The following is a 15,898-nucleotide window of genomic DNA, read 5'->3' on the forward strand; positions in this document are numbered from 1 at the left end:
TAAAATGAAAAGTGTATTCAATTCATCCTTGGGAAGTGTGCTTATGGGATTTACGTATCTAAAGGCTACCAAATGGATTGGTATATTTCTTTTTATTTTTGCGGGTAATTTTATGAAAATTCCTATTTTTTTAGGAATTGACTTTTTATTTGGACCGATCATTTCTTTCCTATTATTGCGTTATGTTGGCTTTACCGCAGGCTTACTATCGGCAGTTTGGAATGGAATCTATACTTATTTTTTATGGGGACATCCATTTGGAATAGTATTGATGATTGGAGAATATCTCTTTATTGCTTACTTTTATATAAAAACAAAACGTTATTTGATCATTTATGATCTTTCTTACTGGATCTTTGTTGGAGTCCCATTTATTTTTCTATTTTATGCTACTTTGTTGAATGCATCCGTTTTAGACTTAAGCATCATCGCCTTAAAGGATACAATTAATGGAACGGTTAACGCCATCATCGCAACATTATGCATATTTATTATCCAATTTTGGTCGAAAGAAAACCGGAAACAAATGAAGCTCCAAGATTTATTGAATAACATGATTTTAGCCATTTTTGTCATTCCATCGTTATTGCTTTTTACCTATCAAATGAAAAAAGATTGGGAAAACACAGAACAAATGATGTTGGTCCATACGAAGCGAACGGAAGAATCGATTAGCAAATGGCTGCATGTGGCTTTTGAAGATAAAGTCGAACAATTAGAGAAACAAACGACTTTGTTATTATTGAATGACTATACGTTTGATGATCAACTTTCATGGTTTCAGTCCATGCGAGTATCGATTCCAGAACTAGAACAAATCGTTATCAAAGATTTTGTACGGCAACAAGCGGCTCAATTTCCCATTACTTCAAATAATTTAAATAAGGAGCTAAGACCGTATACAAAAAAAGAAAAAATTGCTGTTCATTTTATTAAAGGAGAACGTCAAAAGATCAAGCTAACGATTCCGATATTTTATCAACATCCAGAAAGGAAAATGTATCTGGGGGAGCTAGAAGCCACCTTGCTATTTGATGATCCAGCTAATTATATTGAACGAATGATGGAGAATCAACCAGATATCCATGTTAATCTTTTTGATGAAGATTGGAACGCATATTTTTCGCTTGAGTCGAAAAGGGATACATATTTATTAAATTATTTAAAAATAAGGAGCAATTTTCTCTTTCATAAAGAAATGCCGGTTCTTTGGAACACCACGAATCAAAACATGAATTTTTTAAGCCTAGATCATGCATCATACATCTATGTGAAACCATTTCCTTCCATGAATTTGTCTATTTTGGTGGAAACCCCATTTGAACCGTACAAAAGCGATATACTTCGAAAATATGTGATTCAAATGGGGACGGTTTTAATTTTTATTATAATGGCGATTATTGTTTCGTGGCTCATTAGCCGCTGGACGCTACGACCAATTCATCAACTGATTCAATTAACAAGCAATCTACCAGAAAAAATATTAAAGCAACAAAAAATCATCTGGCCTAAATCGCCAATTGAAGATGTTGTTCGCCTTGTTCAAAACTATGAAAAAATGGAACGGGAATTAGCGGCTTCATTTTACGAACTGATGAATCAACAAGAGCAACTGGAGTTTTTGGCCAATTACGATCCGCTTACTAAACTTTATAACCGGTATGCGTTGAAAAAAATGTTTAATGAGCTGATGGCAGAAAGGATGAAAGATGGCACTCTCATTGCAGTCATGTATATTGATTTAGACCGGTTTAAGTTAATAAATGATTCTCTCGGTCATGGAATTGGAGACCTAGTCCTAAAACAAATAGCTGACCGAATTAAGTCTACATGCCCACAAGATGCAGTTATTGCTCGACAAGGGGGAGATGAGTTCGTTATTATTTTACATAAATTCACAGATCTTGATCCAGTGCATCAAGTGGCGAGTCGATTAATTGACGTTTTAAGACAACCGATGTACATCGACCAACATGAATTAGCTCTTTCGGCTAGTATGGGTATTAGTATTGCTCCTATGCACGGGGATACGTTTACCGCACTGACCCAGTATGCGGATATGGCCCTTTATCAAGCGAAGGAGAAAGGAAAAAACCAATATTGCCTGTTTGATGATTCGATGGCTACCCGATTTTTGAAAAGGGTGGAAATTGAAAAAGAGTTACGAAAAGCGTTGGAAAAAGGTCAACTAGAGCTTTATTACCAGCCGATTCAAGATGTTCAGTCCGGAAATCTTACAGGGCTTGAAGCGTTAATTCGTTGGAATCATCCAGAAAATGGACTTATTTCGCCAGGTGAGTTTATTCCGATTGCGGAAGAATCAAACTTAATCATTCCCATTGGAGACTTTGTCTTAAGACAAGCCATCCAGCATATTCGATACATATTACCATATAAACCGGACATTCATGTCGCTGTGAACATTTCCCTTCAACAGTTTACGGACCATATGTTTGTCGAAAAAATTAAATCTTATTTAAAGGAATACGACATTCCGCCATCTGCATTGACCCTTGAAATTACGGAAAGTATTGCTATCACTCAAAAAGAGTTTGTACTAAAGAAATTGTTTGAACTCAAATCACTCGGAGTACGTATAGCGCTTGATGACTTTGGAACGGGGTATTCATCATTAACTTATTTAAAAGATTTACCGATTCATATATTAAAAATTGATCGAAGTTTTACTATGGAGTTACCAAAAAATGAACAAGTGAGCGGCATTGTTCAAACCATTGTAGATTTAGGAAAAAAACTTAAATTATCTCTCATTGCCGAAGGGGTAGAAGAACAACAACAAAAAGAGTTTTTAGCCAAAATAGGATGTGAAGAAATTCAAGGGTATATTTATAGTCCTCCACAACCATTCCAAATAATATGTGAGCAATACATTGTTCCTGTAAAAACGAGCTAGGTATTCGTCTAGCTCGTTTTCGATTATTTATCAAATCATTTTTATAAGACATATATAATCAAGTAAGCAATATGAAGTACATTGTTTAGTGTCATTGAAATAGGTCGTGATACAAATAAAATCTTCATATAAATTTTAGAAAATAAGTAAATGTAAGAACTCCTATTTCTAATGAAAGGGGTATTAAGCTCTTTTAAAGCTGAAACGCATGGGACTTACCCAAGCGTTTCTATATGAATGACTTATAATTATTCAAATCCCTTTTACTGTGCTGCAGGGAGGGTACCACCCGCTTGTGAGTAGCGAGCATAAAACTCTTGTAAAAATTGGTTTGCAATATTTGCATCATGAATAATGAGCATGTTTTCGTCGTTTATGTTATTTCCGTTATTACTCCAGTTAGTAGACCCGATTACAACCGTTGGATCACTTGAAGTACCGACATCTATTAGCATGGTTTTACTATGAAGCTTGCGCGTCTCAGCATCTTGGTAAACAGGGGCTGGATTTGCCCAACGAGTATTTGGGTTGTTTTGACTCGATTGAGAAGCAGTACGGCCCGTCATATCGACACTCGCAGACCACCAGGAATTCCAATAGTTTGAATCAAAAACTCCTTTAATGTCAAACCCTGTTAACGTTCCTTCCAAATCATTGTACGAACCTTCCCATTTATATTTTAACTCGTCCACCAGTGCTTGATCACTCCAAGCAAAAATGGAGAAATACGTATTAAAATCAGCTTCTGTTTTTATTAAATTTGCTAGATATCCAATGGCGTTATCTCCTGGTGAAAAGTAAACTTCTACTGTTTTCCCACCCACAGTGACCCAATGAAGAGTATTATCAGTCTTTCGTGAGCTAAAGTTTGCATTCACTGGATCTGGGGTCATGGTGTTACTTCCCCACATTTCGTTAAACTCTGTTTCATATATACTTGCAAGATTTGGAGAATGGATTTCAACAACATGTTGTTGGTTTCCATCTAATATACCTTGACTCATGTTTGTTTCATCGCCGTACAGACCAGTTACTGTAAAGTTCCAGCTGCCCGTAAAGACCCATATATCGTCAACTATTGCAAACTTATTATGCATTTGATTGTCTGGTGAATAATAGGCACCCGGAGATTTTTCTTCCGCATCAACAAACATACGTCCTGTTACCGCTTGTGTTCCTACCGTAACCGTCACTTCAGGAATGTCGCTTGCACTGGAAGGTAACCCATAACTAATCCGTTTTGTACTATCTTCGACTGCAAACATTGGAGAATCTGAAAATACGATAATATCGTCGTTCGTTCCTAATAACAGGTCTTGACCTCGAACCATTTTTTCAATATATAAGCGCATCGTTTCAAACCGATCTGCGTAATAAGGGTCTGTGGCGTCTTTCGAATCGGCAATCACGCGAACTTGTACTCCTTCCGCCGCTTTTTGTATCAAGGTATCGACTACGTTAGGTAAGTTAATTTCATAAGTGGCCAAGTCGATGCTTGTTGTCGCTTGATTTAATCGGTGAATGAGCCGATTTTCTAAGTTCACATTATAGTTAGCTTCATTTCCTGACATTGCATATTCTGAAAGCGCACATTTGTTAAAATAGACGTTAATCGCTCCAGGGGCTTCAGACACGTTGTTTAAATGCTCCTCGGTCGAAGAACATCCAAATTGTGTACCACCATTACGGGCTTTTGGTGTTCCAAGACCTTCAGTATATGTATCCGTAGCCGTTACCCAGTTGCTAGATAAGGTACCACTTTGTGCTGGGTCTAAACGTTCCATCGAAGCTTTCGTATCGTTATCACCAGCATACCATGCATCAACGGTATCAATTAAATTACCTTGGTCATCTCGGAGCTCAAGTACTTCACCAGAATTACTTAAAGAACCACTATAAATCAAATCAGCAACAACAGATGAAACCGTTTGATCATCCGTTCGTTCAAGAAGGAAATATCCTTTTGCAGGAATAGTTCCAGATAGCGAAATGCTTGGAGAACCATCAATTGCTGTTAACGTCCATCCTGCAAGAGAAATAGTTGAGTTTGTGTTATTGTAAAGCTCAATCCACTCGTCATTGTAACTAACCGTTGTTCCCATCCAAGCTACTTCATTAATTACAACATCACCGTATGTGGCTGCATGAACTTTTGAAGTTGGGGTGGTTACTTGATAACACAGAGTCAATAGAAAAACAACCGCTACTCCAATTCGTAATTGCCTAAACATTATTCATCTCACTCCTTATAATCTTTGTTAACGGTTACTATTAGGATTCTACTATTCTTTCAATGAAATTTTTTTAATTTAATGTTAAAAATAGTTATATTTTATAGGTATATAAAATAAACGCCTAGATAACCTAGGCGTTTACATCCACTTTATTTTCGGTTCCGTTTTATTTAAAATTCGTTTCATATTTGTTCGATGTCGGTATAAAACAAAAAACGCTAATGCTGCTACAACAATGATTAAAGGCCGATCTCCAGTAAAAAGCGTGTACGTAAATGAAAATATCGCCGTTAACATTGAGGATAAAGATACATATTTCGTTACATATAAGCTAACAAAGAAGAAAAGAATGGCGAGTATAAATAGGAGTGGAACATATGCTAACAACACTCCACCTGAAGTAGCTACCGCTTTTCCTCCACGGAAGCCAGCAAAAATTGGATACATATGTCCGATTACCGCAAACGTCCCGACAAGTAGAGGATGAAGTTCAACCCCAAACCATATCGGAAGCAAGGTAGCAACGGTTCCTTTTAAAATATCAGAAATCGTAACCACTAAACCGGCTTTTACACCTAATGTTCGAAACGTGTTCGTCCCTCCAAGGTTACCGCTTCCATGCTCCCGAATGTCAATCCCATAAAAGGCTTTTCCCACTATTAACCCCGAAGGTATCGACCCGAGCAAATACGCACATATAATGACTAACGCAAATTCCATCTTGATAACTCCTTTAACTGTACTTCTTGCTAACTTATTGTACCATGAGAATAGGAAAAATGCTCATTGAATTTGGACGACTGCTAAGAGATTTTTGAACCTTTATCATGTAAATAACGATACGTAGTTAGTAATCCGACAATATATAGGAAGAGGGCGATATAGGCAGGGACAAGATGAATCAAAGTCGTGTAACCAATCCAAAAATGAGTACCAATTCCGGTAACAAATGCCGGAATGCCTCCAATGAAAAACGCGCGCCAAACCCATGAGGCCCCTCTTCGAAATCCCCATAACGAAATAAGAAGAATAAGCGTTCCTACACTGCATAAAGCACTACCAAACCCAGCTCGGTCATGAGCGATCACTGGAATTAACCGTTCGTTCCAATCATTTAACATCTCAGGGGTCATACATATATAAGCAAGGTCGGTCGGGACAAATATCGTCGTTGTACCGATTAACGCAATGACAACTCCTCCAAAGACAAGAGATACACCCAACGAAATAAACGCCAATTGGCCCCATAAACATTGTTTCCACGCTCGATCATTGTAAAGATCAAAGGATACTGGAAGAGCTTTAACGTTTTTAGAAGATTTCATTCCTTTAAGGAAAAATGGAATAAGAATCATCCATAACGATAGATGGAGGAAATCGAAATAACCGTAACCAATAAATAATAAAAAGCCTAAAAATCCAATGATCCCAGCTACATCAATGGCATGTTTCGTCCAGTGTAATCGATATTGAACGCCATATTTCGCTAGAAACATGTACAAAATACCACCTGAGATCATCGTACCCGCTAGAGTCATCCGGTCATGGGACATAAAGGCAAGTAATTGGGGATTCCATGAATATATTTGCTCTCGTGTTGTATTCAAAAACGCTTCGTCATAAGGAAGAATCACAGATGTAACACTAAAAATGAATGCTAGTATTCCTGAAAGAAAAATGATAAGTCCAAACCACCAGTAATATTGCCATCCAGTATATTGAGATTTTTCTAAGTTACCAAAAGAAGTAAATAATAGGGATTCTAATATTCGTTTTGGTAATCCCGGACCTGAGTAGATATAACCATCACTGATAAGTAAAAAGTCTGCACCAGCATGAAGTAACTCTAGCGCATCATTTGGTGATTGGACTCCGCCTTTAATCACGATAGGTAGATGCCAATTCGCTTGTTGTTTCAATAGATGAACGGTTTTTTTTAATAAACGTTGATTTTCCTCCGTAGTCCATGTTCGATCACTTTCAACAACAATTCCGTCTAGAAAGGATTGGATCGGTAGAATTGCTTTACGAATCAGATTGATATCATTCTTGACTGATAAGATAATAGGTTTTCCCATGGCACATTGTCGTAACCCTCGGAGAACTTCATGACTTATAAGCTCGGTCGTCTCAATAATAAATCCATCTCCGTATGAGAATAATTGTTGAATGAGACGAACAATTTCTTCATTTGTACCTCTTAGACGTATAAGAAAAGGTTGTTGTTTTTTTACTTTTTTCAAGCGATCTTTTACTTTTTTTACTTCAATAGAAGGGAGAGGTTCCGGAAACAATATTCGTTTATTTTTTCGGTCCCATAATGGACAATCGTTTTGTAGCGTACTGTTCACAGTAATGGGACCTATTTCAATAAATCCCCAGCCTAGATGGGTAAATGCTTTCGTTCCTATTAAACTAGGGTCAATCTCACCGGAAAGACCCAGTGGATTAGGTACAGTAACATCTCCTATTGTTTTGCTCAATCGCAGATCATTGTCAAAATGCCCTAAGAAGGATATTAACTTAGATCCAAATGGAATCGAAGAAATGAAGGACATGGACCGATGAATAAAATCACGACTAACTTGGGCCGGTAAGCGATGAAGAATGGGTCGGAAAAACGTATGATATGACCAATCTGGCATGATGTTTCACCTTCTTTTTATCACTAGTTATTAATTTAACATATCTACTTAGTGTTTCTTTCTATGAATCTAAAATATATTTAAATAAGAGCTATGGTATAATTGGATATTGATGGAAAAGGGGTGGTAGAATGTTTGTTGTAAGAAAAACATACCATATTTGTCCAGATCATTATGATCAGTTTATTGATTTTTTTTATACTTTTTTGGTTCCCGATCAATTAAAACATGGAGCAGAATGCATAGGAATATGGGAAAATAATGGGCGTAATCAATTCATGAGTTTGTGGTCTTACCCAACTAAAGAGCTTTATGAAACAATTGAAGAACTTGTTCAACAAAATATCAATCATCAGAAAGTCAATTCTACATATGTTAAAAAAATAGATGTTGATACATGGATTTCAACGACTTTTCCATTACCAAAACATTATGTGTCCGTCACAGGATACATCACCAACCAGAAAGGGGAGGTTTTATTCGTAAAAAATGTCCACCGCAATGATACTTATGAACTCCCTGGAGGTGTCGTTGAACCTGGCGAGACATTGATGGAAGCATTGAAACGAGAGGTATTGGAAGAAACAGGAGTACATATAAAAGTAGAAGGGATTAGTGCTATCTATCAAAATGTGACAAAAAATGTCTTTTGTGTCACATTCTTTGGAAAATATCTTTCGGGAGAATTACGTACGCATGATGGTGAAACCATGGATGTTCGGTTTGTAAAAATCGATGAATCCAACATCGATCAATGGGTAACTCGCCCACACTTGAAGAAGCGGGTACTAGACGCCTACCGAAAAAAAGGAGTCACTTATACAGCGTATCAACTTCGTCCTTTTCAATTGCTGGAACATTGGTTTACAAGCGATGATGAAAAATAACGGATGCATATTGAAACGTTTTTCCCTCCATTTCGTCTATCACGATAGAAGGAAGGGTGGGAGGAAATGAAATGCGCCATCTCATTTATTGGTTCATTGTTATCTTATCATGCCTTTACTACGGTTGTTCCCATCAGTCATTGGAGTATAACCAGCATACAGTGATAGACCTACCAACCAGTTTCACCCGTACCGATGCTGTAGTATGGAACGGGAAACGGATGAAGGAATTGGCGTTTTATCAAGTCGGTGAAACTTTTCAAGATGTCCATTTGAAAATGGCATTCCATCAAGCTCAGCCTACGGTGTTTAACCATTTTGTCAACATATTGGCTCATCAAGTTCAACTACCAGGTATTGTTGACGTGGAATCCGCTGATTATATGGTACGAGTAACTTTTCATGATGGTTCGTCTGAACAATTTTATTTATGGTACGATGTCGAAACATTTCAAGGGGCGATCATGTCAACTACAAATACAAGTTATATGTATCAAATCGATTCCACATGGCTGAAACCATTTATTCTTCAGGTCCTTTCTAATTAAGGACCATTTTTTATTTTAGTTTTTTATCATTTCCTTTTCGTGGCTGTAGCCGTCACCTCACTATTCTAAGTGAAACAAAGCAGAAGTTGGGGGCCCTGTAAAAGTCTAATTTGTTCAACTAACCACGAATGCCCCCACTCCTTTATCGGTCTTTTCGTTTATTTTTATCGGTACCCATTGAAAATACAAGGGAATTTTCCGTAAAATAAAGTTTGTTATCTGGAAAAAGTAGGGGTACGGAATAATTACAGCATAAAGTTAGTAGATTCATATATATAGAAAGGAAGTTTATATGGGACGAACGATGATTTCCGCTATCCAATGGATGGCGTTTATGTTAGCCAGTTCGATTGTTGCTCCGATTGCTGTAAGTGAACTGTATGGTTTGTCGCCTGGGGAAACAGCGACCTTTATTCAACGGACGATGTTTTTGTTAGGAGTAGCCGGTATACTTCAAGGAATAATAGGGCATCGATTACCAATCAATGAAGGACCAGCTGGGATTTGGTGGGGAGTTTTTGCGGTCTATGCTTCATTTATCGGGACGGTATATGAATCTGCAACCACGACGTTACAAGCTCTTCAAGGTGCGTTAATTGTAAGTGGGATCGTATTCATTTTGTTTAGTGTCCTTGGTTGGATGGAACGACTAAAAAAATGGTTTACACCGACCGTCACATTTGTGTATTTGATGTTGTTAATTCTTCAGTTAAGCGGTTCCTTTATGAACGGTATGTTGGGAATCACAACGACAGGCAAAATGAGTTGGACCGTGTCTATTGGGAGTATGACTATTGTCTTATTAACCTTTTATTTCGCTCAACACTCCATTTTTTGGATTCGCCAGTTTTCTATTCTATTCAGTTTAGTGATTGGTTGGTTGTTATTTGTTTGGTTAGGGGAAGCTCCAGCAATTCCTTCTACTGAACAAGCTAGCATACGATTACCGGAAATATTTGTGTTTGGCCCTCCGCTGTTTGACATTGGCTCTATTGTCACAGCCATTTTTGTTACGCTTCTGTTAGCGACCAATATGATGGCATCTATTCGGGTCATGGAAGAAGTGGTTCCTTTAACAAGTAAGAACAGTCAACGAGACCGACAAGCAGGATGGACTGCGGGTATCAATCAAATGATTGGTGGCTTTTTGTCAGCTATTGGCCCAGTACCAATATCCGGAGCTGCAGGCTTTGTTTCCACCACAAACGTACAACAATTACGTCCATTTATTTTAGGATGTGGGTTACTCGTTTTCGTAAGTATGGTTCCGTTCGTCATGAATGTGTTAAGTGCAATACCATCCCCTGTCGGCTATGCCGTTACGTTCGTCATTTTTACAAAAATGATCGGATTAGCCTTTCATGAATTAAAAAAAGAGGCAAATCAAGATCGAGCCTTATTCATTATCGGTGTCTCACTTCTTGCTGGTGTAGGAGTTATGTTTGTGCCTGCCGAGGCATTCCGTAATATGCCCGTCTTGTTTCCGGCCTTTTTGAACAATGGGTTGATTTTTGGAACAGTTCTCGCTATGTTAATGGAACAAACTCCACGATTGAAGCGATTGTTTCATCGAAAATCGTATGAAAAGAAGGAGATTAGTGAAAAATAGCGAAATGGTATATGGAGGTGTCCAAAATGTCTATCCAAAATCCTAGTCGTGAAGAAATCGGTCAAATCTTAAAAAAAGCGAAACGAATCGCTGTCGTTGGATTAAGCGATAATCCTGAACGTACTTCGTATATGATTGCCAAAGCTATGCAAGAGGCAGGATATGAAATTATTCCGGTGAATCCAAACGTAGATACCGTTCTTGGTGTCAAAGCCGTTCCTTCCTTAAAAGATATTGAAGGACATGTGGATATCGTTAACATTTTTCGGCGTTCCGAATTTTTACCTCAAATCGCTGAGGAATTTGAACAGATTGACGCAGATGTGTTTTGGGCGCAGCTTGGGGTCGTGCATGAGGAAACGTTTCATCGGTTAAAGGCAAAAGGGTACACGGTCATCATGGATCGGTGCATTAAAGTTGAACATGCGCTAACCAAATAATGAATCAAGCAAACGAGCGCTCTCCTCGTTTGCTTTTTCTTTGAGTAGACACCTAAAAAACGCTGGACGAATTAGAAATCAGTACATACAATAAATAATACGAACATACGTTCTTTAGTTACAGGCTAAAAAAACTTTATGGTACAATACAACTGCTGTGTGTAAGTACGAAAGGGGAATGAGTGTGTCGAATAAGAAACAACTACTAGAATATAATGATGATGCGATTCAAGTATTAGAAGGATTAGAAGCGGTCCGAAAACGACCTGGTATGTATATCGGATCGACGGATGCCCGCGGTTTACACCATCTAGTGTATGAGATTGTCGATAACGCGGTGGATGAAGCTTTAGCTGGATATGGAGACCACATCATTGTAAAAATACATAAAGACAATAGTATTTCGGTAGAAGATAAAGGACGAGGTATGCCAACGGGCATGCATAAGTTAGGAAAGCCGACGCCTGAAGTCATTTTTACCGTATTGCACGCTGGCGGAAAATTTGGACAAGGCGGCTATAAAACGAGTGGAGGGTTACACGGAGTCGGTGCATCTGTCGTCAATGCTCTATCGGAATGGTTAGTCGTCACGATAAAACGCGATGGGTTCATTTATGAGCAACGATTTGAAAACGGCGGAAAACCAGTAACCACGCTAGAAAAAATCGGAAAAACCAATCAAACAGGTACGAAGGTACATTTTAAACCAGATCCTACGATGTTTTCGACCACAACGTTCAATTATGATACGTTATGCGAGCGGTTAAGGGAATCCGCTTTCTTATTAAAAGGATTGAAAATTGAAATTCATGATGAACGGCATGACGAGAAAGATGTGTTTCATTATGAAAACGGAATTGAAGCATTTGTTCAATATTTAAATGAAGGAAAAGACGCGCTTCATCCCGTCGTGTTCTTTGAAGGGGTTCAAAACGATATTGAGGTGGAATTTGCGTTTCAATTTAACGATGGGTTTTCGGAAAACGTTCTTTCGTTTGTCAACAACGTCCGTACGAAAGATGGCGGAACTCATGAAGCTGGTGCTAAAACAGCGATGACTCGAGTGGTCAACGAATACGCTCGAAAAGTTCAGTTACTCAAAGACCGCGATAAAAACTTAGAAGGTACCGACATTCGGGAAGGATTGTCAGCAATCGTTTCCGTTCGAATTCCTGAAGGTCTGTTACAATTTGAAGGACAGACAAAAGGAAAACTCGGAACAAGTGAAGCCCGATCAGCGGTCGATGCGGTGGTGTCGGAACATTTAGCCTACTTTTTAGAGGAAAATCCGGATATCGCCAATCTATTAATCAAAAAAGCCATTAAAGCCGCTCAAGCGCGAGAAGCAGCACGTAAAGCGCGGGAAGAAGCTCGTACGGGCAAGAAGAAAAAACGGTCAGAGAGTATTCTATCTGGCAAATTAACTCCGGCTCAATCACGCAATCCGAAAAAAAATGAACTGTATTTAGTCGAGGGGGATTCCGCTGGCGGTTCTGCAAAACAAGGACGGGATCGTCGCTTCCAAGCGGTTTTACCACTTAGAGGAAAAGTGATTAATACAGAAAAAGCGAAAATGCAAGACATTTTGAAAAACGAGGAAATCAATACGATTATTCATGCCATTGGGGCTGGAGTCGGTCCTGAATTTAATCTAGATGATTGTAATTACGATAAAGTCATTATAATGACTGACGCGGATACAGATGGTGCTCACATTCAAGTGTTATTGCTCACATTCTTCTATCGTTACATGAGGCCGCTGATCGATGCCGGAAAGGTATACATCGCCTTACCACCTTTATATAAAGTTAGTAAAGGAACAGGACGGAAAGAAGTGATTGAATATGCTTGGACGGAAAAAGAGCTCCAACAAGCAATCAAAAAAGTGGGCAAAGGGTATATCGTTCAGCGCTACAAAGGTCTTGGTGAAATGAATGCCGACCAATTGTGGGAAACGACGATGAATCCAGAAACAAGAACGCTTATTCGTGTTCGAATCGATGATGCGGCCCGAGCCGACAAACGGGTAACAACGTTAATGGGTGATAAAGTCGAACCGCGACGCCGGTGGATTGAAAATAACGTCGCCTTCGGATTAGAAGAAGACGGAAACATTTTAGAAAACGAAAATATAACGGTCGCAGAGGAGGAATAATTGAATGACAGCAACAGAACGCTTTCAAGATTTACCGCTCGAAGAAGTCATTGGCGACCGCTTCGGACGCTACAGTAAATACATTATTCAAGATCGGGCCTTACCTGATGCAAGAGACGGGCTAAAGCCGGTACAACGCCGAATTTTATATGCCATGTATTTGGATGGAAACACACACGAGAAAGGATTTCGTAAAGCAGCAAAAACAGTTGGTAATGTTATCGGAAATTTTCATCCACATGGAGATTCATCTGTTTATGACGCGATGGTTCGGATGAGCCAAGATTGGAAAATCCGAAATGTGTTAGTAGAGATGCACGGGAACAACGGAAGTATCGACGGAGATCCTCCCGCTGCCATGCGTTATACAGAAGCACGACTTTCCAGCATCGCGAGTGCTCTATTAAGTGACATTGACAAACAAACGGTCGACTTTGTGCCAAACTTTGACGATACAACCAACGAACCGACCGTTCTTCCGGCGAGCTTTCCAAACTTATTAGTGAACGGTTCCACAGGAATTTCAGCAGGTTACGCAACAGACATTCCTCCCCACAATTTAGGGGAAGTCATTGATGCGACCATTATGCGGATTGAACATCCGAATTGTACCGTCGAAGAATTAATGGAAGTTATTAAAGGTCCAGACTTCCCAACAGGTGGAATTATTCAAGGAATTGACGGAATTAAAAAAGCGTACGAGACCGGAAAAGGAAAAATTGTGGTGCGAGGTAAAGCGGAAATTGAGTCGATTCGCGGGGGCCGCGAACAAATTGTGATCACAGAAATTCCGTATGAAGTGAATAAAGCGAACTTAGTAAAGAAAATTGATGAATTTCGTATTGATCGAAAAGTAGAAGGAATTGCGGAAGTTCGAGATGAAACCGATCGAAGTGGTTTACGTATTGTCGTGGAATTAAAAAAGGGCGCCGATGCAAGCGGCGTATTAAACTACTTGTATAAAAATAGTGACCTACAAATTTCTTATAACTTTAATATGGTTGCCATCCATCGTCGCCGCCCAAAATTAATGGGACTTACCGGTTTACTTGATGCCTATATTGAACATCGAAAAGAGGTTGTGACCCGTCGTTCCCAATACGAATTAAAAAAAGCGCAAGAACGCGAGCATATTGTAGCTGGTTTAATGCGCGCCCTTTCCATTTTAGATGACGTGATCGCGACCATTCGTCAGTCTAAAGATAAAAAAGATGCTAAACAAAACTTAATGGTAAAATTTGAGTTTACGGAACCACAAGCGGAAGCGATCGTTTCGTTACAGTTATACCGATTAACGAACACAGATATTACGGCTCTGAGAAAAGAAGCGGAAGACCTTGCGAAAAAAATTAACGAGCTTACGGCCATCTTAGAAAGTGAAAAAAAACTGATGCAAGTAATTAAAGCAGAACTAAAACAAGTGAAGAAATCATTTGCCGATGAACGTCGAACAGTGATCGAAAACGAAATCGAAGAATTAAAAATTAACTTAGAAGTACTTGTTGCAAGCGAAGATGTGATCGTCACGGTAACGAAAGATGGATATGTAAAACGGACAAGCCTCCGTTCTTATACAGCTTCTAACGGTCAAGACTTAGCGATGAAGGACACGGACCGCCTGCTTTGTCAATTCGAAATGAACACTACCGATGTTCTGTTGTTGTTTACGAATAAAGGAAACTACTTATATTGTCCTGTACATGAATTACCAGAAATTCGTTGGAAAGATATGGGGCAACATATCGCAAACATTATCCCAATTGACCGTGACGAGCAAATCATTCAAGCGATTCCAGTAAAAGAATTTGTCGATCATCAATATGTATTATTTATTACGAAAAACGGGATGACAAAGAAAACCGAGCTATCACAATATAAAGCCCAACGTTATTCACGCCCGCTTGTTGCAATCAATTTAAAAGGAGACGACGAAGTTATTGATGTCCACTTAACCGACGGTATGAAAGATGTTCTACTCGTTACCTATAAAGGATATGGTTTACGCTTCTCAGAACAAGAAATAAACCTTGTCGGAGCTCGTGCAGCAGGAGTAAAAGGAATCAACTTAAAAGACGGAGATTATGTCGTAAGCGGTAAAATTATTGATGATACGAGTGAAGCTATTTTCATTGCCACCCATCGTGGTGCAGTAAAGAAAATGAAAATTACCGAACTTGAACCATCTTCTCGTGCCAAACGTGGCCTCGTTCTTTTACGAGAACTAAAAACAAATCCGCATTTTATTGCCAGAATGGAGATTGTTCAAGAAAGAGACACCGTCATCATTCGGACGGAGCAAGGAGTAACAGAGGCCGTTCAAATTGCAAATATGCGTTATAATGACCGATATTCAAATGGATCATTTGTCATTGACGCAGAAGAAAGTGGACCGGTAGTGGATTCCTATATTGTCCTACCAACAGAAGAATAAATCCGACCACCTACATGGTCTAGCCCCAAAAAAGT

At 39.0% G+C, this 15,898-nt stretch carries 10 protein-coding genes; 7 read left to right on the forward strand and 3 right to left on the reverse strand.

Annotated elements, in window-relative coordinates; all coding sequences use genetic code 11:
- Positions 1–43: 43 nt before the first annotated feature.
- Positions 44–2,914, forward strand: coding sequence for a putative bifunctional diguanylate cyclase/phosphodiesterase (locus tag ABES52_RS07190; protein ID WP_429650374.1), 2,871 nt, complete (start codon positions 44–46; stop codon positions 2,912–2,914).
- Positions 2,915–3,177: 263 nt separating this feature from the next.
- Here the strand turns inward: ABES52_RS07190 and ABES52_RS07195 are convergent, their stop codons facing one another.
- From ABES52_RS07195 to ABES52_RS07205, 3 genes are all read right to left on the reverse strand, one after another.
- A complete protein-coding gene (locus ABES52_RS07195; RefSeq protein WP_429650376.1) occupies positions 3,178–5,145 on the reverse strand; it encodes a phospholipase D-like domain-containing protein in 1,968 nt (655 codons plus the stop codon).
- Positions 5,146–5,286: 141 nt separating this feature from the next.
- Positions 5,287–5,868 carry a glycerol-3-phosphate 1-O-acyltransferase PlsY gene (plsY, locus tag ABES52_RS07200; RefSeq protein WP_429650378.1) on the reverse strand — a complete coding sequence of 194 codons (582 nt, stop codon included), beginning with the start codon at positions 5,866–5,868 and terminating at the stop codon, positions 5,287–5,289.
- An 83-nt stretch (positions 5,869–5,951) separates the two neighbouring features.
- Complete coding sequence (locus ABES52_RS07205) at positions 5,952–7,793, reverse strand: dihydroorotate dehydrogenase (RefSeq protein WP_429650380.1); 1,842 nt, start codon at positions 7,791–7,793, stop codon at positions 5,952–5,954.
- A 131-nt stretch (positions 7,794–7,924) separates the two neighbouring features.
- Here ABES52_RS07205 and ABES52_RS07210 point away from each other — a divergent pair, with 131 nt between their 5' ends.
- From ABES52_RS07210 to parC, 6 genes are all read left to right on the forward strand, one after another.
- Positions 7,925–8,680: an NUDIX hydrolase gene (locus ABES52_RS07210; protein WP_429650382.1), complete on the forward strand. Its 756-nt coding sequence runs from the start codon at positions 7,925–7,927 to the stop codon at positions 8,678–8,680.
- Positions 8,681–8,751: 71 nt separating this feature from the next.
- Positions 8,752–9,228, forward strand: coding sequence for a YhfM domain-containing protein (locus tag ABES52_RS07215; protein WP_429650384.1), 477 nt, complete (start codon positions 8,752–8,754; stop codon positions 9,226–9,228).
- A 292-nt stretch (positions 9,229–9,520) separates the two neighbouring features.
- The gene (locus tag ABES52_RS07220; protein WP_429650386.1) at positions 9,521–10,837 is read left to right on the forward strand and encodes a purine/pyrimidine permease; all 1,317 of its coding nucleotides are present in this window, start codon (positions 9,521–9,523) and stop codon (positions 10,835–10,837) included.
- Between the two features lie 26 nt (positions 10,838–10,863).
- Complete coding sequence (locus tag ABES52_RS07225) at positions 10,864–11,277, forward strand: CoA-binding protein (protein WP_429650388.1); 414 nt, start codon at positions 10,864–10,866, stop codon at positions 11,275–11,277.
- 184 nt (positions 11,278–11,461) lie between these two features.
- Positions 11,462–13,432, forward strand: a complete 1,971-nt coding sequence (parE, locus tag ABES52_RS07230) for a DNA topoisomerase IV subunit B (protein WP_429650390.1) — start codon at positions 11,462–11,464, stop codon at positions 13,430–13,432.
- A 4-nt stretch (positions 13,433–13,436) separates the two neighbouring features.
- Entirely contained in the window at positions 13,437–15,863 is a 2,427-nt protein-coding gene (gene parC / locus ABES52_RS07235) for a DNA topoisomerase IV subunit A (RefSeq protein ID WP_429650392.1), read from the forward strand.
- The last annotated feature ends 35 nt before the right edge of the window (positions 15,864–15,898 follow it).

The organism is Aeribacillus pallidus, assembly GCF_050478865.1.
In the GTDB taxonomy this organism is placed as follows: domain Bacteria; phylum Bacillota; class Bacilli; order Bacillales; family JACDOC01; genus JACDOC01.